The organism is Nonomuraea endophytica, assembly GCF_014203235.1.
Lineage (GTDB): Bacteria > Actinomycetota > Actinomycetes > Streptosporangiales > Streptosporangiaceae > Nonomuraea > Nonomuraea endophytica.
This window is the reverse complement of record NZ_JACHIN010000002.1, coordinates 396,639-416,654: the sequence shown is the minus strand read 5'-3', so window position 1 is coordinate 416,654 and position 20,016 is coordinate 396,639. Positions and strand designations below refer to the sequence as shown.

Below are 20,016 nucleotides of genomic sequence, written 5' to 3'. Positions count from 1 at the left end.
CTTCGTGGCTAAGCGACGCCCCGGTCGGCGGCGGGTGTGGCGGTGGGTTCGGGCAACTGGAGACCGGGTGGCCGCCGCCATTCCCGCAGGATGGTGCTGAGCACCCGGAAGCCGTCCCGGAAGGTGCGCAGGTTGCTCTGCCCGTGGATGCGGTGCCGTTCGTGGCTGGGCACCTCGTGGATCGTCAGCCCGGCCTTGGCGGCGCGCACGTTCATCAGCGTCTCCACCTCGAACCCGTCGCAGTCCAGGTCGAGCACGTCGAGGTGGTGGGCCCAGAAGGCGTTGTAGCCGTAGCACAGGTCGGTGTAGCGCGTGCCGTACATGAGGTTGACCAGCGCGGTGAGGGCCTTGTTGCCGACGCTGCGGCCGAAGGTCAGGTCGTCGCTGCCGCCGCCGGTGGCGTAGCGCGAGCCCTTGACGAAGTCGGCTCCGGTCACCAAAGCGCCCACGAACGAGATGATCTCCCTCCCGTCCATGGAGCCGTCGGCGTCGATCATCACGATGATGTCACCCGTGCAGGCGGCGAAACCGGCGGCCAAGGCGTTGCCCTTGCCCTTGCCGGTCTGCGTGATGATCCTCAGGTTGGGGCGCAGGCGTCTGGCGACGGCGACGGTGTCGTCAACGGAGTTGCCGTCGACGAGCACGACCTCGTCGATCCATTGGGGCAAGGTGGCGAACAGATGCGGCAGGTTCTCCGCCTCGTTCATGGCCGGCACCACCACGCTGACTCTGGGCGATATCGCCAGGTGGGGTGTCACAGGGGTGAAACGCTCAAGCGGCGGCATGGACCGCAGTGAGGTCACCTGCGCCTTGCCGTTGTGCCTGATGTTCTCGGGACTCATTTCGGGAACAATCCTTCCGGGACCACCCGCCGCAGGCCACGCTCGGCCATACCCGGGTGCTGTGGGGGTGCCGAAAGCGGTAAACGATGCATTGCCGGTCCAGTGGGAGTGAGGGTGCTGGTGTTGTGCTGCCGAGGGGGTGGGAGCGCTTAGAGCGCTCCCGATGGTTCTTTGACGTCTGACTCTTGGCCTCGAGTACTACGCATACGCCCAAAGCCCTTCAACACACGATCCGCCGCTCTATAGAGAGACGGCGAATCGGTGACAATTGTTCGCGCCTTGTTGAAGGGAACTCTGCCGATCCAGTGCGCGGCGGCCGCCGCGGACGGCCGCGAGACGCGGCCCTCGGAGACGTGGAGCGTGCCGCTCTTCAGCCAGTGCTTGTAATCCTTGCCACCCTTGCCCATGTCGACCGTGTGCAGTCCCGCGCCGGCGGCCGCCTCCGCCATGCGGAGGTGGTGGACGATGCCGGGCGAGTACTTCCCGAATTCGGAGTCGTAGGCGGGGAACCAGCCGACCAGTGTCGTGGCCGTGCGCAGGCCGAAGTGCCCGGCCACGGGGACGTCGCCGGCGTAGAGCATGGTGAGCACGCCGGCGAAGCCGGGGGAGCGCTCGGCGTGCATCTGCTCGGTCAGCTCGACGATCCACGGCTGCGCGAACCGGTCGACCCGGCCCGTCCTGCGGTACTGGTCGGATTTCCAGGCGAGCAGCTGGCGCAGCTCGCCGTGGTCGGTGGACGCCCAGGACAGGCGCAGCTCGCCGTGCTCCCTGGCGAGCTTGCGTTCCTTGTAGCGCCAGGTCTTCAGGTTCTTGGCGGAGTTCTCCTTCACCTGGGCGAGCCAGGCCTCGTAGCCGGCGGTGAAGTCCATGACCGCGGCCGGGCGCACGTCGCTCTCGTACGGGGCGAACGTCGGCTGGCCGGCGACCATGTGGTCGAAGGCGAAGACGTTGAGCCCGCACGCGCGCAGCAGCGCCTTGGCCTCGACCTTGACCTCCCGCACGCCGATGAGGCCGTGGCAGGTGGTGAGGAAGCCGCCGAGAGGCTTGCCGATGCCGAAGTGGTGGCGCTCGTAGGGGAAGAATCCGACGATCTCGCCGGCGTCCTCCACGACCGCCGTCCTGACGTAGCCGCGCAGGCGGTCCATCGCGAGGGCGAACTCCACCGAGAGGAAGGGGTTGTCCAGGCTCGGGTCGGCCTTCTGCAACTCCCGCCAGCGCGACCTTTCGGTCTCGCCGAGGTCTCCCGGGCGAACGACGGTGATGTTCACCTGGCCCCCACTTCGGTCAGCACGGTCTTCCCCCGACAGTTGCCCCGGCTCCTCCTGATAGAGCGGCGAACAGATCACGATCACGCAACAGACCGACGGTAGCCGCAACGGGATGCGTTGTCAGCCGCGTCCCAGAGGCGTGCTCGGGCATCTTGGCTCGTCTCTCCTGGCTCTAAAAACGGTGATGGCACGATTGATCGCCCATTCATGGGACCAATCGTGCTGTGGGCGCGTCAATGGCGACGCCTGGCGGCCCGTGCCGGTTTACCCTGGTCACCAGGTTTCTCGCATGCGACAGAGAGTGCGAGAAATGTGAGCCTTGGTCCCGGTACGCGCCCCCAAGCCTCCCAGGATGCCCTATCACAGGGGGGAAGTTCGACCTAGTGCCGGATATATCCCCGAATATCATCCGAGTGTTACTCTGTCGCTTCTCCAGGCGTCTCGGTGGGTTCGCCGGTCGGAGTCGGCTCCTCGGAGGGTGTGGGCTCCTGGGTGGGCGCCTGCCGTCCCCGCCAGGAAAGGGCGCAGGTGGCGGCGCCGCCGTTCGAGCTGAAAATGACCGTGCCCGAGCCCGCGGCCTCCGGGTCGTCCACCGTCACCCAGATGGACGCCGAAGCGCCCGCCTTGATCGTCCCGCTCGCGGGGAAGACGCCCAGCCCCTCCGACGGCCCTGACGTCCAGGACACGCTCGCGTTCCGCGCGGTCAGCCCGACCTTCGCGGCGCCGCTGATCGAGCTGGGGCAGCCCACCGTCAGCCGGGCGCCGGGCGCGGGCCTGCGGGTCCTGGTCGGGTCGCTCGCGGGCTTGGTGGTACGCGGGCCCGGCCGGTCGGTGGGCGTCACCCGGGGCGGCGGGTCGGAGCGGGTGGGCTCCGGCGTGGTCGGGTCCGGGGCCGGCTCCTCGGTGAACTCCTCCTCCACCGGCTCGTCGGTCGGCACCGACATCGGCGCCCGCGAGTCCGTGGGGGAGGAGGTCGGCATGGCCGCGGCCGGGCTACCGCTCTCGCCGTTCATCAGCGCCATCGCGCCCGTGCCCGCCAGCACCGCGACCCCTGCCAGCACCACCGGGGCGAGCCTGCGCGGACGCCGCCGCCGCGAACCGCGCCCGCCGCGCTGCTCGACCGGGAACCCGGTGCGGTCGAAGCTGTCGCCCCGCTCCATGATCAGCGTGCGCGCGTGGTCGAGCTCGGGGTTGACGCAGGTGTCGACCACCCGGCGGCGCAGCGAGATCGGCGGGTAGGCGACCGGCACCAGGTCCAGCAGCTTCGCCGCGGCCACCTGCCGGTGGCGGCCCTCGGTGCAGACCTCGCACCCGCCGATGTGCCCCGACAGCCGGCGGCGCAGCATGAGCGTCAGCGGACCCTCCCACGAGTCCACCATCGCCGACAGGTCGGGGCAGTGCGCCCGGCCCGTCCTGGCCAGCAGTACGGCTGCCGCCGCGTTCTCCAGATGGTCGCGCGCCCGCCCCAGCCGCGTCGCCGACTGCCGCGAGGTCAGCCCCAGCACCGAGCCGACCTCGGCGGGCGTCAGCCCGTGCCGCAACGACAGCTCCAGGACCTCCCGCTCGTTCTTGCTGAGCTCGCCCAGCACCTCGTGCACCAGCGCCGAGAGCTCGGGGTCCTCCGGCTCTTCGAGCACCGGCGGCGGCGGGCCGGCGGGCGCGCCGTCCTTGCGCGCCATCCTGGCCGCCGCCTGGAAGCGGGTCAGCGCGTAGAGCCAGGCGCGCAGCCGGGTCGCCTCCTGCAGCCGCTCGGCGCCGCCCTGGGCGGTGACCAGCGCGTCGTGCACCGAGTCCGCCGCGCTGTCGCGGTCGCCGGTCAGCGAGCACGCGTAGTCGTGCAGCCGTTCGGCGTAGGCGTCGTAGAGCTTCGCGGGAGCGTCGGTGTCGCCGCGACGCAACCCCTGCGCCAGCTCATGGTCGTCGGCGCGATCGACGTTAGGCCATCCAGCCACAAACCCTCCCCGCAGGTGCAAGTCCCGGGTGGAGGACGCCGCCTTTCAGACAGGGGTTGCCACCTCATGCCGATCCGGCATGAGGTGGGAAAGGTGTGACGTGCGAGGTCAGCCGTCGCAGCGCGGCGCGCACAGGCGCCGGGCCATCCCCTGGGCGAAGAAGTCGCGCACCTGGAGGATGTTCTTGGCGATGTACGCCTCGCCGCCGGTGGCCTTGGCGAGCGTGTCCATCTCGGCCCTGCCCTTGGGGGCGTCGGGGCCGAAGGCGATCAGCAGGATGCTCACCGGGCGCTTGGGGTTGTAGGTCTTCTTCAGGTAGCTCAGGACCTCGGCGTTGCTGATGCCGCCCTCGGGGTCGTCGTTGCCGGCGCCGTCCGTCAGGATCAGGACGGTGTTGATCTTGTCGTCGGCGTATTCCTTGGTCATCTGGGCGTAGGCGGCCTTCAGGGTGTCGTTCAGGCCGGTGTTGCCCGTCGGCTTGGCCTGGATGCTGCCGAGCTGGGTGGAGAAGGCGTCCTTGCGCAGCACGCCGTTGACCGACTCGCTCAGCGGGCCGACCGAGATCAGCTCGCGCCAGTCCTGCGTGCCCTGCAGGTGCGTGGAGAAGGCCCACACGCCGATCTCCGAGTCGGCCTCGAACAGGCCGAGACCCTCACTGGCGATCTTGGTGATGGCCTGCATGCGCGTCATGCCGGCGCCGGCCACCGGATAGGCCATGGTGCCGGAGACGTCCAGCAGGGCCAGCATCCGGGTGCCGAGGCTGAGCCGGGACCACGACTGCGCCATGGCGGCGATGGTCTTGGCGTCCGGGGCCTTGAGCGCCTCGGGGGTCTTGGGGTCGAAGCCCTTGTCCTTGGTCAGGACGTCGCCGGCCTTGCCGTCGGGGCTGCGGAAGCCGTGCTCGCGCAGGGTCTTCTGGGCCGACTGCCCGGCCAGTTCGGCCTTGAAGGCGTCGGCGGCCTTGCGGATGTCCGGGCTCTTGGTGGTGATCACGATCGGGTAGTCGAGGCTGAGCGTGCCCTCTTCCGGATAGAGCGGGACGATGAGCGAGTCCGGCTTCTTCAGGTTGTGGGCGTAGATGGCCTGCTCGGGGGCGACGCCGACCGGCACCTTGCTGCCCGACTTCACCGCGAGGCTGGCCAGCAACGCGTCGGGGCTGGGCACCACCTGGTCCGACAGCTCCTTGAGCGCGCCGACCATGGCCTTGTCGTCGAGCTCCGCCTCCTTGGCCGCGCCCGACGCGGCCAGCAGCGCGCCGAGACCGGCGGAGTTCTTCTTCGGGTCCAGGGCCAGCACGCGGACCTTGCGGCCGGGGCCGTCGGGGTTGGCCACGTTCGCGGCCGAGATCATCCCGGCCCAGCTCGGCTGCAGGCTGCCGGAGAGCTTGGAGGCCATCGACTTGGCCGCTGCCAGCACGATCGGGGTCCTGGCCACCGAACCCGACGGCTCCGGCATGGCCGCGCCGGCCGTGGTGGCGCGTACCTCGGAGACCATCAGGCTGGAGTCGGCGATCCACACGTCGGGGGTCAGCTTGCCGGAGGCGATGTTGTTGGCCGCCTTGAACGGGTTCTCCTTGGCGACCTTCACCTCGACGCACTTGCTGTCGATCGACTGCAGCGACTTGTTGTAGTCGCCGGCGATCTTCTGCAGCGCGGGCTGGATGTCGGGGGCGGCCACCACGCTCAGCGGCAGCTTGCCGCCGGAGCAGTCGTGGTCGCGGTTGAAGATGACGAACGCGGCCACGCCCAGGAGCACCGCCAGCGCCACCGCACCTGCCAAGGGGACCAGAACCTTGCCACGCCCGCTGCCCCGGCTGCGCCGGCGCGGGCCCGGATCCTGGCCTCGATACCCGTCATCGAGTTCGTCTGTGCGATGTCGCCCCACGATGTCCTCTTCGGTGTGTCGAGACCTTTCGGAGATCCTGGCGGTAGATGCTCCTTTAATACTCCGGGAACGATACTCGGTGGGCTTGGCGCAACAAAACAGGTCTTTTGGTGTGATGATGACCCAGCGTGTCCGTCAGTGGCAGCATGCGTGACCGCGCCACGCGCGCACTCCCTCGCGTACGGCGACCGCCGCCAGCACCAGCGCGACGGCCGGATCCACCCACCACCAGCCCAGCGTGTTGAGCCAGAGCCCGAGCAGAACCCCCGCGGCCATCACCGCGCAGATGAGGTTCTGGGCCGCCTCGCCCGCGGTCGCGCCGGAGCCGAGCCGCCGGGCCAGGCGTCGCTTGAGCGCCGCCAGAACCGGCATCGTGACCAGGCTCACCGCCGTCACCGCGATGCCGAGGACGCTGGGCGCGGCCCGGTGGCCGGCGTCGAGGTCGTGGGCCACGTGCACCACGAGGTAGGGGGCCAGCACCCAGAAGCTCACCGCGATCGCCCGGCGCGCGGTGTGCTCGGCCGAGGACGACAGCGTGCGCGAGCCGGTGAAGCGCCACAGCACGATCAGGCTGGCAGCCGCCTCGACCAGGGCCGACAGCCCCCACCCGATCAGCGCCACCGAGTGCGCCGAGAACCCCGCGGCCAGTCCGAGCGAGCTCTCCGCCGCCAGCCACACCAGCGTGACCAGGCTCAGCAGGCGGGCCCTGCGGGCGTCACGCAGCCAGTCGACTGACGCGGCCGGATGCGCATGAACCAGCTGGTCAGGCACCTTAACCCCCGAGATCCCACGTCCGGCCGCCGACAGCGATCCGTAACATACCCACTACTCAAGGTCACCTTAGGGGGTTTGCGCAAAGAAGGGTCAAGATTCGCCGGGTAGGGTGTCCCGGTGCCGTTCACCCCCGCTCACGTGGCCGCAGTATTGCCCCTGATCTCGGCCGCCCGGCTGCGCGCCTGGCTGGACCCGTGGGCGCTGGCGATCGGCGCGATGGTGCCCGACCTGCCGATCTTCCTGCCCTTTCTGCCGGACTACGCCGACTGGCACTCCTGGCAGGGCATCCTCACCCTCGACCTGCTCTCCGTGGTCGTGCTCGTGTTCCTCTTCCACCGGGTGTTCAGGGAGCCGCTGATCGCGCTGCTGCCCCCGGCGCTGAGCGGGCGGGCCGCGACCCTCCGGCCGTCCTACCGGCTAGTGCCCATCGTCCTTGGAGCGCTCCTGGGCGCGGCCACCCACGTGTTCTGGGACTCCTTCACCCACTCCTACAGCGTGGACGTGTGGGGCTGGAGCTTCTTCGACGAGCGTGTGCTCGGCGTGACCACCGTCTTCCGCGTGCTGCAGTACCTGTCATCGGCCGTCGGGCTGGCGATCGTCGCGTGGTGGGCGGTGCGCGGACTGTCCAGGATGGCGGCGGTCGCCGTACCCGACCATCTGCACACCCCCCAGCCGGTACGGCGGGCCGTCCTGTGGGCCTGCGCCGCGGGCGTCGTGGCGGGCGGGGCGCTCTGGCCCTTCTTCGACCACCCCGACCACGGCAGCCTGGCCAGCCTGTTCACCAGGGTCGGCGCGGGCACCCTGATCGGGCTCGGCCTCGTGCTCACCGGCTACTCGGTCGTCTGGCAGGTCAGGCGGCGCGGGGTGCGTACCATCTGAAGGTGCTTGAGTACGTGAGCGACGCGGCCGATCCCCGGCTGGCCGACTACACCGGCCTGCGCGACGTCGGGCTGCGCAAGAGCCTGGAGGCCGAGCGCGGGTTGTTCCTGGCCGAGGGCGAGAAGGTGATCAGGCGGGCGGTCGGCGCCGGTTATCCGGTGCGGTCGGTGCTGACCACCGAGCGGTGGCTGCCGTCGCTGGCCGACGTGCTCGGCGACGCGCTGGTCTACGTGGTGAGCGACGAGATCATGACGGGTGTCGCCGGTTTCCCCGTGCACCGGGGCGCGCTGGCCTCCATGGAGCGCCTGCCGCTGCCGCCGGTGGAGGAGGTGCTCGCGGGCGCCTCGCGGGTCGTGGTGCTGGAGGACCTGGTCGACCACTCCAACATCGGCGCGATCTTCCGGTGCGCGGCGGCGCTCGGGGTGGACGCGGTCGTGCTGTCGCCCCGGTGCGCGGACCCGCTCTACCGGCGCTCGGTCAAGGTGTCGATGGGATCGGTGTTCTCGATCCCGTACGCGCGGATGGGCAACTGGTTCGACGGGCTGGCCAGGCTCCGTGAGCTGGGGTTCCGGTCGCTGGCGCTGACGCCCGACCAGTCGGCGACCCCGCTGGACCAGGTGAAGATGGGGGATCGGGTGGCGCTGCTGCTCGGCTCGGAGGGCGACGGCCTGTCCTCGCGCTGGCTGCGTGAGGCCGACGAGGCGGTCTGCATCCCGATGAGCGCGCAGGCGATGGCCGCCGGGGTCGACTCGCTGAACGTGGTCGCGGCGGCGGCCATCGCCTGCCATGGACTGATGCGCGCCTAACCGGCGGTGATCTGCTCCCCGGCGTAGTCGAGCAGCTCCTCCGCCTGCGCGAACCGGCGCTCGTTGGTGTCGCCGAGCAGCACGCCGACCACCTGCCTGCCGTTGCGCTCCGCGGCGAAGACCAGGCAGAACCCGGCCGCGCGGGTGTAGCCGGTCTTGATGCCGAGCACGCCGTCGGTGCGCTCCAGCAGCTTGTTGGTGTTGCGCCAGGTGTGGGCGCGGTGCGCGCCGGACTTGGCGACCCTGTGCACCTTGGCGGAGGCGACCTGGGTGAAGACGGGATTCTTCAGCGCGATCTGGGCGAGCTTGACCTGGTCGACGGCGGTCGAGTAGCCGCCGCCCGCCGGAGCCGGCAGGCCGTCGGCGTTGGTATAGCGGGTGTCGGCCAGGCCCAGGCTGCGCGCGGTGGCGTTCATCTTGGCGATGAAGGCCTTCTTGCCCGGTCCGTAGACCCTGGCCAGCGCATTGGACGCGTCGGCGCCCGAGGGCAGCATGAGGCCGTAGAGCAGGTCGCGGACCGTCAGCCGCTCGCCCTTGCGCAGGGCGGCCGTGGTGGCGCCGTTCACGGCGGCGTGCCGTACGTCGGCGGCGGTGATGGTGACGGTGTCGGTCAGCTTGGCCTCGCGCAGCACCACGTGGGCGGTCATCACCTTGACCAGGCTGGCCACCGGGACCCGCTTGGTCTGGCGCTTGCCGTAGTGGATCGTTCCGGCCGAGTCGACGACGTAGGCCTGCTTGGCGCCGACGTCGGGCTTCGCGGTCGCGTGCGCGGGCGCGAAACCGGACGTCAGACCCACGAGTACGGCTACCGCAGAGGCGAAGATTCCCCCAATATGCATGTCAGCCATGGTGACAGGTGATCTAAGGTCCGTTTGCCGAACTTGACTCCATGGCGGGAAAACAACAGCTAGATGGGGGTAAATGATCGTTACATCGGGCAATCCGGGGGGTTCATCATGGCTGGGAAATTCGTCATTTCCAAGGACAAGCGGGACGAATACCGCTTCAAGCTGGTCGCCGGCAACGGCCAGACGATCGCCGTCAGCGAGGGCTACACGACCAAGGCCGCCTGCGTGAACGGCATCGAGTCCGTACGCAGGAACGCGGCCACGGCCGAGATCGACGACCAGTCGTTCGCGGCCGTCTGAAAGGCCGGGCCGTCAGGCGGCCAGGGCCTTGTCCGCCTTGCGCCGCCTGCGCCTGACGACCAGGAACACGATCACCGCCACCGCGACGACCGCCACGACCACGGCCGTGACCGGGGAGTGCGTGGCGAGCTGGAACCAGCCCCAGATCACCCCGTACAGCGCGAACGACGTCACCGGCACCCAGGTGAGACACCCCAGCGCGCTGGCCACGACGTACCAGGGGTAGGAGATGCGCAGCACGCCCGCGACCCAGGGCAGCGTGTGGCGCAGCACGGGCACCCAGAAGCACCCGTAGACGGCCAGCGCCCCCCACTTCTCCACGACCTTCTCGACCCGGGCGATCTGCGCGCGCGGCAGCCGCCGGCCGATCCGGGAGTCGTAGAGCTTCTCGCCGAGCTTGTGCCCGATCCAGTAGTAGGCCTGGAAGGCGCCGAAGAGCGCGATCGCCCCCACCAGCACGATGACCCAGTACGGCAGGCCGAAGAACGACGCTCTCGTCGGATCAGGGATGCCCGCAAGGTATCGCATTCCAGACATCACCCCACCAAGCGAATATAAGGCCAGGCTTACCTTATTTGATCCCCCGAGCCCGTGTCACCTCGCCAGTCTTCCCCGATTGCAAGTGCGCGACAAGCAACCCTCAACCCCCCGCGCGTACACCTGAGGGTGAGAACGAAGGAGTGGTGACCATGAGCAAGGCAACCACAGCGGCGCTCACCGCCGGATCGGCCAACGCCGTCAAGCTGTTCGTCGCCGCCTTGGCCGCCACCGGCGCGTACGCGGGCGTCACCGCCTACGACGCCGCCAGGTCGGCCCCGCGGCCCGAGCAGGCGATCACGCTGCAGGCCCGCGAGGTGCCGATCACCTCACAGCCCGCCGCCGTCGCGCCCGGCGCCATCTCCGTCACCGCCAAGTCCGGCGGGCCCGGCTGCGACCGCGTCTACCTGGCCAGGACCGTCGTGGTCAACCCCGACCCCGCGCAGACCGTGCTCTACCGCTGGCAGCTGTCGCGCTGGAGCCCCTACACCAAGCGGTGGAGCGTCTACCTGGTCGACCACTCCGGGTTCGGCGCCGCCCGGCGCACCGTCTCCTGGCAGGCCAGGGTCGCCGACAACCCCGGCTGGTACCGGGTCGAGTTCGCCGTGCAGGGTCAGAAGACGATCAGGAGCGACCGTTTCCAAGTGAGTTGCTGACCGAACGCCGCGCCGCCTCCACCCAGCGGGCCACGCCGACCCGCTCGGCCACCTCCAGCGCCTTGCGGTAGTGGTCGAGTGCGGCGTCGGGCTGGCCCAGCCGTACCGCGAGATCTCCCAGCGTCAGCGCCACGGGCCAGAGCGCCACGACGCCCGTGCCCGCGCCGGCGACGCGGTCGGCGAACGGCTTGAGCTTGTCGTAGCAGTCGACCATCCGCCCGCGGTCGTCGAGCAGCATCCCGGCCAGGGCCCGCCAGGTCATCGCCAGCTCGTACAGGAAGTCGGGCCGCACCGGCGGACGGGTGGCCGCCACCGCCTTGGCGTCGGAGATGTGCCCGGCCGAGGCCAGCGCGAGCGCGTAGGGGTCGAGCGTCCACTTGGCGCCGCCCAGGTGCTTCTCGCTCAGCAGCTCGACCGTCTCGGCCGCCCGCCCGTCGACCAGGCGCAGGCAGAACGTGGTGATCAGCGGCAGGTCCTGGCGGCCTTCGAGCATGCCGACCCGCGCGGTCATCCTGGCCGCGTCGCGATAGGCGCGCTCGGCGCCCGCGTAGTCACCCGAGATCATCAGCCGCTGGCCTGAGTACCAGGCGCAGACGGCCGCGGGGGCCGACAGGTCGTATTGCTTCGACAGCCGCTCGGCCGCCGCCGCGTGCTGGTCTGCCACCGCGAACTCGCCGCGCGCCGCCGCGCACTCCAGCAGCACCAGGTGGGCCAGCGCCTGCGTGGACATCTGGCCGGAGCGCTGCGCCACCTCCAGCAGCTCGCGTCCGATGCTCTCGCGGGTGTCGACGGCCGGGATGTCGTAGGACTGGCGCAGCCGCCCGCTCAGCGCCGCCGCGATCAGCGCCGGGTCGCCGCTCTGCCGGGCCAGCTCCAGCGCCTCCAGCGACGCCTGACGGCCCCGCTCGGGCGAGGAAGAGCCCTCCAGCTCCAGCGCCAGCGTGGTCAGCAGGCTCGCGCGCAGCGTCTGCTCACCCTCGGGCAGCTCGATGAGCGCCTTCTCGGTGACGTCGACGATCTCCCACGCGGTGCGGGTGAAGTCGCGCGCCATGCCCTTGTGCGGCACCGCCAGCGACGCCGCCACCCGCGCGGTGATCTCCAGGTCCTGCAGCGGCAGCGCCAGGTCCATCGCCTGGCGGCGCAGCAGCCTGGCCGCGGTCATGTCGCCGCAGACCGCGAGGGCCTTGATCTGGCGCAGCATCAGCTGCAGACGTTCCCTGGTGTCGCCGCCGGTGCGCTCGAAGGCCGCGATCGCCTGCTCCCACAGCCGCGCCGCCTCGCGGTGCGCGAAGCGCCGCTCGGCCTGCTCGGCCGCCAGCCCGGCGTAGTGCACCGCCTTCTCCGCGGCGTCGGCGAGGAAGTAGTGGTGGGCCAGCGCCGCCACGTCCGCGGGGCTGCGCTCCTCGATCTCCTTCGCGACGGCCGCGTGCAATCGGGTACGGCGCAGCCGCGAGGCGTCGGAGTAGATCGTGTCGCGCACCAGGTCGTGGTCGAAGCGCAGCATGCCCGGACCCGGCTCGGTGACGAGCCCGGCCAGAAGCGCCGCCTCGACCGCCTCGACCACCTGCTCCTCCGCGCCGGCCACGCCGATGAGCACGTCGATGTCCACGTCACGGCCGATCACCGCCGCCTGCAGCAGGATCTGCTGCGCCTCGGCGGGCAGCCGCGAGACGCGCCGCCGCAGCACGTCACGGACGCCGGACGGCACCCGCGACAACACCGCGGTGGTCGTCGTCTCACCGGCCGCCGCGGCCTCGGAGTCGAGCAGGCGCACGGTCTCGCGCACGAAGAACGGGTTGCCGCCGGTGCGCTCGACGATCGACTCGACCGCGTCCTCGTCGATCTCGCGTACGCAGGTGGCCCGCACCAGCTCGGCCACCGCCTTCGGGTCGAGCCCGGACAGCCCCACCCGGACCGGGCCGAGCCTGGCCAGCGCGGCCAGCACGTCGGACTGCCGGTCGTCCAGCTCGCTCTCCCTGCACGTGACCACGAGCATGACCCTGCTGGTGGCCAGCAGGCTCGGCAGCGCGCGCAGCAGCGCCAGCGTCTGGTCGTCGGCCCAGTGGAGGTCTTCCAGGGTGAGCAGCACGGGGGAGCGGCGGGCCACTCCGGCCAGGTAGCCGCCGACCGCGCGGTGCAGGCGGAAGCCGCCGGACAGCTCGTCGTCGTCGGGATCGGGGTCGGCGTCGTCGAGCAGGGGCGCGAGCAACTGGGCGTACTCGCCGGCGCCGGTCACGCCGACCAGCGTGCGCAGGATCTCCACCCAGGCCCAGCCGGGCGGGGTGGCGGTGGAGTCGGGGCAGGCGCCGGAGGAGGTGATCCAGCCGTCGGTGGCGAGCTTGCTCTCCAACTGGCTCAGCAGCGTGGTCTTGCCCGCCCCGGCCACACCGGTGACGATCGCCACCTGGAAACGGCCCGTGCGGGCGGCGGCCTGCGTCAGCCTGGTCAGCTCGGCGTCGCGGCCGACGAACGGCTCCGGCTCCAGCGGCGGCGGCTCCACCGGCGCGGCGGGACGCGGCGGCCAGGTGTCGTTGACCGGCTGCGCCGGGCGGGCCGGGCGGGCCAGCGGGACCAGCTCCAGGCCGGGCGCCTGGGCGAGGATGTCGGACTCCAGCTTGCGCAGCGCGGGACCGGGGTCGATGCCGAGCTCGTCGGCCAGGATGCCGCGCGCCCTGCGCAGCGCGGCCAGCGCGTCGCCCTGCCGGCCGCTGCGGTAAAGGCCCAGCGACAGCAGCCGCCACCCCTCCTCGCGCAGCGGATGCTCGGTGGTCATCGCCTCCAGGTCGGGCACGGTCTCGGCGTTGAGCCCGAGGCGCAGCCCGGTGTCGGCGTGGCGCTCGCGCGCCACCAGCCGCAGCTCGGTCAGCCGGTTCACCTCGGCCTCCGCCCACGTCTGGTCGGCGAAGTCGGAGTACGGCGTGCCGCGCCACAGCCCGAGCGCCTTCTCCAGGAAGGTCCTGGCCGACTGGGGGTCATCGCCCTCCAGGCGCTCTCCGGCGCTGCGTACCAGCTGCTCGAAGCGCAGCGCGTCGACCTGGTCGGGCGCGACGCGCAGCGCGTACCCGGAGGCGACCGTCACCAGCAGCCGGTTGGGACCCCCGCGCGGACGGCCGGGCTCCAGCACGCGGCGCAGACGGGAGATGTAGACCTGCAGACCCGACTGGGCGCCCTTGGCGGTGTCGTCGGCCCACAGGTCGTAGAGCAGGGTGTCGACCGGCACGACCTGACCCCTGGCCACGAGCAAGCGGGCGAGGACGGCTCGCTGCCGCAACCCGCCGAGGTCGAGTTCGTCGTTTTCGTACGCCTCGACTGGCCCCAGAACTCGAAACGCCACCATGTCAGCCGCCACGCTATGCGCGCTTCCGAATCACGCACAAGGTCTTTGAGGGGTTTGGAAGGGTCACTGCGGGGCCTTCATGCTCTCGGACGGGGGGTTGGCGACGCCGTTGCGGCTGTTGCGCCTGCGCAGGAGCGCCCACGCGCCCAGAGCCAGGCCGCCGAACGGGATCTCGACAGTGTAAGTCCAGAAGCCGAACAACAGTGCGGTCGCGGTCGCCGGAGCCGTGTCGATGCCGAACGACACGAGCAGGAGCACCACCCCGCCCTCCATGATCCCGGCGCCGCTCGGCGTGATCAGCGCCGCGGTGAGCACCCGCGACAGCGCGAAGACCGCGATCGACTGCGCCAGCCCCGGGTACGCGCCCGTGGCCTGCATGCAGACCACCATGATCCCCCACTGGAGCGCCAGGAACGCGATCATCGCCAGTGACAGCCCCGGCCAGCGCGTCTTGACGATCCCCGCGGTGTCGGCGCGCAGCTTGTGGAACGACGGCGCGATCTCCTTCTTGAACGGCCTGCCCAGCACGTCGAGCGCCTTGCCCAGGAGCACCGCCGCCCGGTCCCAGTACAGCGCAGCCGCCACGACGACCACGAGCACCAGGATCGAGATCGCGCCCGCCCAGCCCGCCCGCTCCACGGTCGTGTTGACCACCTCACCCGCCATGAGCAGCGCGATGATCCCGACCGCGGGCAGAATGAACCGGAACAGCGTGTTCCACACGCCGCTGACCAGCGTCATCACCACGATCGACCGGTAGCCGAACCCCCAGCCCTTGCACATGGCGAACGTCAGCGCCACGCCCGCCGCCCCGCCGAACGGCAGCAGGTTGCTGACCGCGCTGCCCGCGGCGTTGAGCGTGAGGCCCTGCAGGTTGCTGAGGCCGGGCTGTGAATTGGTCAGCACGAACGTGTAAGCCAGCAGGCTCAGCAGCCACAGCCCGGCCATCAGCGCGATCGTGCCCACGCCGAGCTGGCCGAACTCCGCGCCGATCTCCCGCCACGAGACCGGCTTGCCGGTCAGCGCCTGCACGATCTGCGGCAGGTAGACCACCAGCAGGACCGCCAGAGCAAGGGACAACACGGACAGAGTGACCTGCAGCCACTTGTTCTTCATCACACCTGCTCGAAGGGGTGGGTGAGCCGGGTGCCCGGAGGGACGTCCCTGCGGACGAACCACTCGGTGCCGAACACCAGGCGGTAGAGGGGGCCGGGGATCTTCAGCATCACGGCCAGCGTACGGTCGCTGTCGCCGCCGCTGGCCTGGGAGACGTGCGCCTCCATCGACGCCCGCTTCTGCTTCGTGTACTTCCTGACGTTGACCCGATGGGTGATCTGATCGCCCGCAGTGTAGGCGCTCTCGAACGTCCGGGGATCGAACTCCGGCGGAAACCGGTATACCTTCCCCGCCAGCTTGAGCGCCTTGAGCAACGGATCGCGGTTCACCGTCGCCTCCAGGACGATCTCCGTCCCGGCCAGCTCCGCCGCGCGCCTGCCCACCCGGTGCACCTGCACGTGGTCAGGATGCCCGTACCCGCCGGCCGGATCGTAGATCGCCAGCAGGTCGGCCGACTCGTCCTTGAGGATCTCGGCCAGTTCCCTGGCCGCCTTGTCGGAGTCGGCGTCGATGAAGGCGTTGTCCGGCCGCTCCTCCGCGACGCCGCCCTTCGGGCTCAGCCCCGAGTCGCCATACCCCAGGCACTCCACCCGGGCGCAGCCCAGCAGCGCGGCCGACGTGTAGAGCTCCTTGAGCCGCGTCTCGCCCAGCTCATCCCCCGGATCCATCTCCGCCAGACCGCGCTCGCCCGCCGTGGCCACCACCAGCACCACCCGGTGCCCCTCGGCCGCGAGCATCGCCATGGTGCCCGCCGTCAGCAGGGCCTCGTCATCGGGGTGGGCGTGGAAGAACACAGCTGTGCGTGGCTTTGTTGGCACAGGGCCCAGATTAGTCTGGGAGAGGTGCGGATCTTTCACGTGAGTGACTGTTACCTGCCGCGGCTCGGAGGGATCGAGGTCCAGGTTGCCGACCTCGTACGCCAGCAGCGGGAGGCGGGCCACGAGGTCGAGGTGGCCACGGCCACCCGCGGCGAGCCCCTCGACGGCGTGCACAGGATCGTCGCCAGAATGCCCTTCGACCTGCCCGTACACCCCCGCGGTGTGGGACATGTCACCCGCCTGGTCACCTCCTCCCGTCCCGACGTCGTGCACGTGCACACGGGAGCGGTCTCGCCGTTCGCCTGGATGGGGGTACGCGCCGCCGTACGGGCCGGACTGCCCGTCGTGGTGACCGTCCACAGCATGTGGGACCCGGGCACCCGCGCCGTCTACCGCCTGCTCCGCCTCGTCTACGAATGGCACCGCTGGGGCGTGGTCGCCACCACCGTGAGCAGCGCGGCCGCCGTACCGATCCGCCGGGTCGCGGGCCGGGGGGTGCCGGTCCACGTGGTCTCCAACGGCCTGGACCTGACCGGCTGGCGCCCATCAGCCCTGCCGTCAGTCCCGCTGTCAGCGCTGCCGTCAGCCCTGCCTTCCGACGAGCCTTCTGAAGACCGTTCCGACGAGCATTTCGGCGAGCCTTCTGTCGAGCTTTCTGAAGAGGCGGGCAAGGGCGGCGTCCACATCGTGGCGGTCGGCAGGCTGGCCCCGCGCAAACACCCGGTCCGCCTCCTGAAGGCCCTGAACACCGCCCGCGCCAGGATCCCGTCCGGCATCCCGATGCGCGCGACGATCGTCGGCGACGGCCCGGCGAGAAGCTCGATGGACCGGTACCTGACCCAGCACGACATGACGGGCTGGGTGACGCTCCCCGGCCGCCAGAGCCGCGAGGAGATCGCCCGGCTGCTGGCCTCGGCCGACATGTTCGTGGCGCCCGCGCCCCTGGAGTCGTTCGGCATCGCCGCCCTGGAGGCGAGGGCGGCGGGGCTGCCGGTGATCGCCCGCGAACGCAGCGGAGTCGCCGACTTCGTCCGGCACGGCGAGGAGGGCCTGCTGGCCCGCAACGAACCGGACCTGGCCCGCTGCATCGCCCGCCTGACCACCGACACGACGCTCCGCGAGACGATCGCGGCCCACAACCGCACGACAGAACCGACGGCCGGCTCCTGGAAGTCGGTCCTGGAGGGCTTCGACCAGGCCTATAAGCAGGCCATCGGCTGACGTTGTGGGTTACCGCAGGTGGGGGAGGGTGTAGGCGGCCTCGGCGAACGAGCCGCCCTGGGGCATGCCGTCCACGAAGAAGGCGCCGGCGCCGGGGAAGCGGGCGGCGAAGGCCTCGGCGTTGTCCAGCGGGGTGTAGCCGAGGTCGGGCAGCTCCCAGAAGCGCCGGGCGTTGGCCGAGACCGCGTAGCCGGCCACGAACCCGTCGACCGGGGCGGTGAGGGCCGCTGCGAAGAAGCCGGCGCAGTCGCGGGGACTGAGCCAGGTGGCCAGGTGCCGGGCGTCCTCGGGCTCGGGTTCGAGGCTCCCGATCCGCAGGCTGACGATCTGGAGCCCGAACTTGTCGGCATAGAGATGGCCCAGGGCTTCGACAGCGGCCTTGGAGACGCCGTAGAGGCCGTCGGGCCGGGGCGCGAGATCGGGGCCGAGCGTCCGCGTGGCGGGATAGTAGCCGGTCAGCCGGTTGCTGCCGGCCAGCACGACCCGCGGCACCCCGGTCAGCCGGGCGGCCTCGAAGACGTGATGGGTGCCCAGCACATTGGCTTGCAGCAGGTCGGGCAGAGGCGCCTCATCGGGAATCCCGGACAGATGCACGACCACGTCGGCGCCCCGGACCACCTCCAGGACCGCGCCGAGACCGTCGAGCTCGGCGGTGACGACCTCCTCATTGCCCGCCCGCGCCTCGATAGGCACCCGGTCAACCAGCACCAGCCGCTCTGCCCGCGCCCGCAGACCATCCCGGACCGCCGCCCCCACCCGCCCGGCGGCACCGGTCAACACGATCTTCCCCAGCCTCATGGGAAGGAGTCTGCCGAACGCCACCGACAGATTCCCGAACGGGCACGGCGAGGCCTTTCACACGGGCGCCGCGACGCCTTCCCACACGTGCGCGCGACGCCTTCCGCATGGGCGCCGCGACGCCTTCCCCCACGTGCGCGCGACGGCTTCCACATGGGCACCGCGACGACTCTCACAGGGAGCCGCGACCTCCCCACACGGGGGGCCACGACGACTCCCACACGGGGGCCGTGACGGCGGGGACCACGTCCGACGTGAGAAGCGACCCCCACGATCGGCGCCCGCCAGCGTCGGCGGGTGGCGTGGGGGCGGCTTGCCGTAACGCCAAAAAGACCCGCACATCGTGAAGCGCCGCGCACAAAGAGAGCAAAAAGCTCAGCGGCGAAGGACGATCACGCCGTCGCGGTCGAAGATGGTGGTGTAGCCCTGGGAGAGGAGGACGGCGACCTGGGCGCGTTGGTCGTCGGCTGAGCCGAAGGGGAACTCCCAGCGCGACGTGTCCGCGATCACCCAAGGCGCGTTGTGCGACTTGGCCGTCCACAGCAGCACCGTCGTACGCCCCGTCAACGATGGCCCGAAGCTGTTGGCGGCCTCGACCACCACCCCGTCCGGGATCTTCGCCACCGCCTCCCGAGCAGCCACGATCTTGGCCTGGTCGCCCTTGTAGAAGTCCGAGTGGTAGAGCTGGTCGAGGGCGAAGCGCGGCACAAGGGTGATCGCGACCACCAGCACCGCCGCCGACCACACCACAGCGAGGTCCTTGCGCCCCAGCCACCGCTGCAACCGGGCGAGACCATCCACCCCCGCGCAGAACAGGATGATCACCGTGAACGCGCTGTACTGGAAGTCGGCCTGCCACCACAGCTCCCGGTCCGAGAGCATCCGTTCCAGCACGTGCGGCAGCGCGATCAGCGACAGCGGCGACAGCAGGCACAGCAGCAGCGTCGGCCACACCAGCAGGAACAACGTGTCGACCTTGGCCTCGGCGCTGAAGGGCAGCAGCAGTGTTCCGAGCGGGTCGCGCAGGATGCCGAGCAGCGCGCCGGGCAGGTCGGGCCCGAGGTGGTTGTAGGCCCAGAAGTCGGAGGTGTCGCCGCCGAGCATGGGGATGATCGCGCCCCGGGTGAGCATGACCCCGGCCGCGCCGATCACCGCGCAGCAGAGGCCGCGGAAGCGGTCGCCGACGACGAACAGGTAGAGGCCGAACCCGATCACCATCAGCCCCATGTCCTCCTTGACCAGGAGGAGCCCGAACATCGCCAGGAAGGCGGGCAGAAACCGTCCCGCCTGGTAGCGCTCGATCATGATGGCGGTCAGCAGCGGCACGAACATGACCTCGTGCGCGTCGAACGCGATCGCCTGCGCCACCGGCCACGACAGCGCATAGGCGACGGAGACCAGGTAAGCGGGCCCGATCCCGAGCACCCGCCGCGTGAACAACCACAGGAACGGAATCGCCGCCGCGAACAACAGCGCCTGCGCGACGATCAGCGAGCCGGGCCCGTCGTGGATCCAGTAGAACGGCGCCAGCAGCGCGTAGATCGGCGAGAAGTGGTCGACGATCTGGAGGTAGTCCATCCCCCGGTCGTGCCACCCGCCCACGACGGGGATGTACGGCGGCCGGAAGCGCGAGTAGTTACGCACCGCCTGGTCGACGATGACCAGATCGTAGGTACTCGCCCTGAACGTGGCCAGCTTCACCAGCCCGATCACGGAGTACGCCGCCGCGGCCACCAGGACGATCAGCCCGACCCGGTACCGGTGCCGCGGAAGCCGGCGGCCGCGTGTCGTCACGGTTTCCGCCGTCATGATCTCCGCCGTCACGGGCAGCAAGAGTACAGGGCTGTCGCCATCCGCCGCAGAGCGTGATTTCTCAATTACCGAAGCACGCGAATAACGAAAAGGTAACACACCTTTGCCGCGCTCTTGATCATCCCCCGGGAGCGGGTTGTAATGAAATGCGTAGGACGTCGATTTTCG

17 protein-coding genes are annotated in these 20,016 nt (G+C 70.5%); 5 read left to right on the top strand and 12 right to left on the bottom strand.

The window, feature by feature from the left end:
- Positions 1–8 precede the first annotated feature (8 nt).
- The 5 genes from HNR40_RS10060 to HNR40_RS10040 all read right to left on the bottom strand — a co-directional run bounded on the left by HNR40_RS10060 (position 9) and on the right by HNR40_RS10040 (position 6,717).
- A complete protein-coding gene (locus HNR40_RS10060) occupies positions 9–842 on the bottom strand; it encodes a glycosyltransferase family 2 protein (RefSeq protein ID WP_184960023.1) in 834 nt (277 codons plus the stop codon).
- A 149-nt stretch (positions 843–991) separates the two neighbouring features.
- On the bottom strand, positions 992–2,110 hold the full coding sequence (locus HNR40_RS10055; protein ID WP_184960022.1) for a GNAT family N-acetyltransferase: 1,119 nt from the start codon (positions 2,108–2,110) through the stop codon (positions 992–994).
- Between the two features lie 416 nt (positions 2,111–2,526).
- On the bottom strand, positions 2,527–4,062 hold the full coding sequence (locus HNR40_RS10050; protein WP_184960021.1) for an RNA polymerase sigma factor: 1,536 nt from the start codon (positions 4,060–4,062) through the stop codon (positions 2,527–2,529).
- Positions 4,063–4,170: 108 nt separating this feature from the next.
- Complete coding sequence (locus HNR40_RS10045) at positions 4,171–5,841, bottom strand: substrate-binding and VWA domain-containing protein (protein WP_246508794.1); 1,671 nt, start codon at positions 5,839–5,841, stop codon at positions 4,171–4,173.
- Between the two features lie 240 nt (positions 5,842–6,081).
- Entirely contained in the window at positions 6,082–6,717 is a 636-nt protein-coding gene (locus HNR40_RS10040) for a cation diffusion facilitator family transporter (RefSeq protein ID WP_312896265.1), read from the bottom strand.
- 120 nt (positions 6,718–6,837) lie between these two features.
- Here HNR40_RS10040 and HNR40_RS10035 point away from each other — a divergent pair, with 120 nt between their 5' ends.
- Both HNR40_RS10035 and HNR40_RS10030 read left to right on the top strand, forming a co-directional pair.
- Positions 6,838–7,599 carry a DUF4184 family protein gene (locus HNR40_RS10035; RefSeq protein ID WP_184960019.1) on the top strand — a complete coding sequence of 254 codons (762 nt, stop codon included), beginning with the start codon at positions 6,838–6,840 and terminating at the stop codon, positions 7,597–7,599.
- Complete coding sequence (locus HNR40_RS10030; protein WP_184960521.1) at positions 7,596–8,405, top strand: TrmH family RNA methyltransferase; 810 nt, start codon at positions 7,596–7,598, stop codon at positions 8,403–8,405. Before HNR40_RS10035 ends, HNR40_RS10030 begins: the two co-directional genes overlap by 4 nt.
- Here the strand turns inward: HNR40_RS10030 and HNR40_RS10025 are convergent.
- Positions 8,402–9,244, bottom strand: coding sequence for a D-alanyl-D-alanine carboxypeptidase family protein (locus HNR40_RS10025; RefSeq protein ID WP_184960018.1), 843 nt, complete (start codon positions 9,242–9,244; stop codon positions 8,402–8,404). The two genes, HNR40_RS10030 and HNR40_RS10025, sit on opposite strands and share 4 nt — an antisense overlap.
- Positions 9,245–9,361: 117 nt before the next feature.
- On the opposite strand from HNR40_RS10025, the gene HNR40_RS10020 reads away from it, so the two are divergent.
- Positions 9,362–9,553 carry a YegP family protein gene (locus tag HNR40_RS10020; RefSeq protein WP_184960017.1) on the top strand — a complete coding sequence of 64 codons (192 nt, stop codon included), beginning with the start codon at positions 9,362–9,364 and terminating at the stop codon, positions 9,551–9,553.
- A 12-nt stretch (positions 9,554–9,565) separates the two neighbouring features.
- Here HNR40_RS10020 and HNR40_RS10015 read toward each other — a convergent pair whose 3' ends face one another.
- Positions 9,566–10,081, bottom strand: a complete 516-nt coding sequence (locus HNR40_RS10015; protein ID WP_184960016.1) for a DedA family protein — start codon at positions 10,079–10,081, stop codon at positions 9,566–9,568.
- Between the two features lie 161 nt (positions 10,082–10,242).
- Here HNR40_RS10015 and HNR40_RS10010 point away from each other — a divergent pair, with 161 nt between their 5' ends.
- Positions 10,243–10,746: a hypothetical protein gene (locus HNR40_RS10010; RefSeq protein ID WP_184960015.1), complete on the top strand. Its 504-nt coding sequence runs from the start codon at positions 10,243–10,245 to the stop codon at positions 10,744–10,746.
- Here the strand turns inward: HNR40_RS10010 and HNR40_RS10005 are convergent.
- The 3 genes from HNR40_RS10005 to HNR40_RS09995 form a co-directional block, all read right to left on the bottom strand.
- Positions 10,715–14,083: an ATP-binding protein gene (locus tag HNR40_RS10005; RefSeq protein ID WP_184960014.1), complete on the bottom strand. Its 3,369-nt coding sequence runs from the start codon at positions 14,081–14,083 to the stop codon at positions 10,715–10,717. The two genes, HNR40_RS10010 and HNR40_RS10005, sit on opposite strands and share 32 nt — an antisense overlap.
- A gap of 63 nt (positions 14,084–14,146) precedes the next feature.
- Complete coding sequence (locus HNR40_RS10000) at positions 14,147–15,199, bottom strand: lysylphosphatidylglycerol synthase transmembrane domain-containing protein (protein WP_184960013.1); 1,053 nt, start codon at positions 15,197–15,199, stop codon at positions 14,147–14,149.
- Positions 15,199–16,017 carry a PIG-L deacetylase family protein gene (locus HNR40_RS09995; protein ID WP_312896264.1) on the bottom strand — a complete coding sequence of 273 codons (819 nt, stop codon included), beginning with the start codon at positions 16,015–16,017 and terminating at the stop codon, positions 15,199–15,201. The genes HNR40_RS10000 and HNR40_RS09995 overlap by 1 nt, the downstream gene beginning before the upstream one ends.
- Positions 16,018–16,041: 24 nt before the next feature.
- Between HNR40_RS09995 and HNR40_RS09990 the strand changes: the two genes are divergently transcribed.
- Entirely contained in the window at positions 16,042–17,238 is a 1,197-nt protein-coding gene (locus HNR40_RS09990; protein ID WP_184960012.1) for a glycosyltransferase family 4 protein, read from the top strand.
- A gap of 9 nt (positions 17,239–17,247) precedes the next feature.
- Here HNR40_RS09990 and HNR40_RS09985 read toward each other — a convergent pair whose 3' ends face one another.
- Together HNR40_RS09985 and HNR40_RS09980 are read right to left on the bottom strand one after the other, a co-directional pair.
- Entirely contained in the window at positions 17,248–18,036 is a 789-nt protein-coding gene (locus HNR40_RS09985; RefSeq protein WP_184960011.1) for an NAD-dependent epimerase/dehydratase family protein, read from the bottom strand.
- Between the two features lie 375 nt (positions 18,037–18,411).
- On the bottom strand, positions 18,412–19,860 hold the full coding sequence (locus HNR40_RS09980) for a DUF2079 domain-containing protein (RefSeq protein ID WP_312896263.1): 1,449 nt from the start codon (positions 19,858–19,860) through the stop codon (positions 18,412–18,414).
- Positions 19,861–20,016 lie beyond the last annotated feature (156 nt).

What these genes read in the sequence shown, in the direction of transcription:
- HNR40_RS10060 (WP_184960023.1), bottom strand. Translation starts at nt 842, where the DNA reads ATGAGTCCCGAGAACATCAGGCACAACGGCAAGGCGCAGGTGACCTCA.
- HNR40_RS10025 (WP_184960018.1), bottom strand. Translation starts at nt 9,244, where the DNA reads ATGCATATTGGGGGAATCTTCGCCTCTGCGGTAGCCGTACTCGTGGGT.
- HNR40_RS10020 (WP_184960017.1), top strand. Translation starts at nt 9,362, where the DNA reads ATGGCTGGGAAATTCGTCATTTCCAAGGACAAGCGGGACGAATACCGC.
- HNR40_RS10015 (WP_184960016.1), bottom strand. Translation starts at nt 10,081, where the DNA reads ATGCGATACCTTGCGGGCATCCCTGATCCGACGAGAGCGTCGTTCTTC.
- HNR40_RS10010 (WP_184960015.1), top strand. Translation starts at nt 10,243, where the DNA reads ATGAGCAAGGCAACCACAGCGGCGCTCACCGCCGGATCGGCCAACGCC.
- HNR40_RS10005 (WP_184960014.1), bottom strand. Translation starts at nt 14,083, where the DNA reads ATGGTGGCGTTTCGAGTTCTGGGGCCAGTCGAGGCGTACGAAAACGAC.
- HNR40_RS10000 (WP_184960013.1), bottom strand. Translation starts at nt 15,199, where the DNA reads ATGAAGAACAAGTGGCTGCAGGTCACTCTGTCCGTGTTGTCCCTTGCT.
- HNR40_RS09985 (WP_184960011.1), bottom strand. Translation starts at nt 18,036, where the DNA reads ATGAGGCTGGGGAAGATCGTGTTGACCGGTGCCGCCGGGCGGGTGGGG.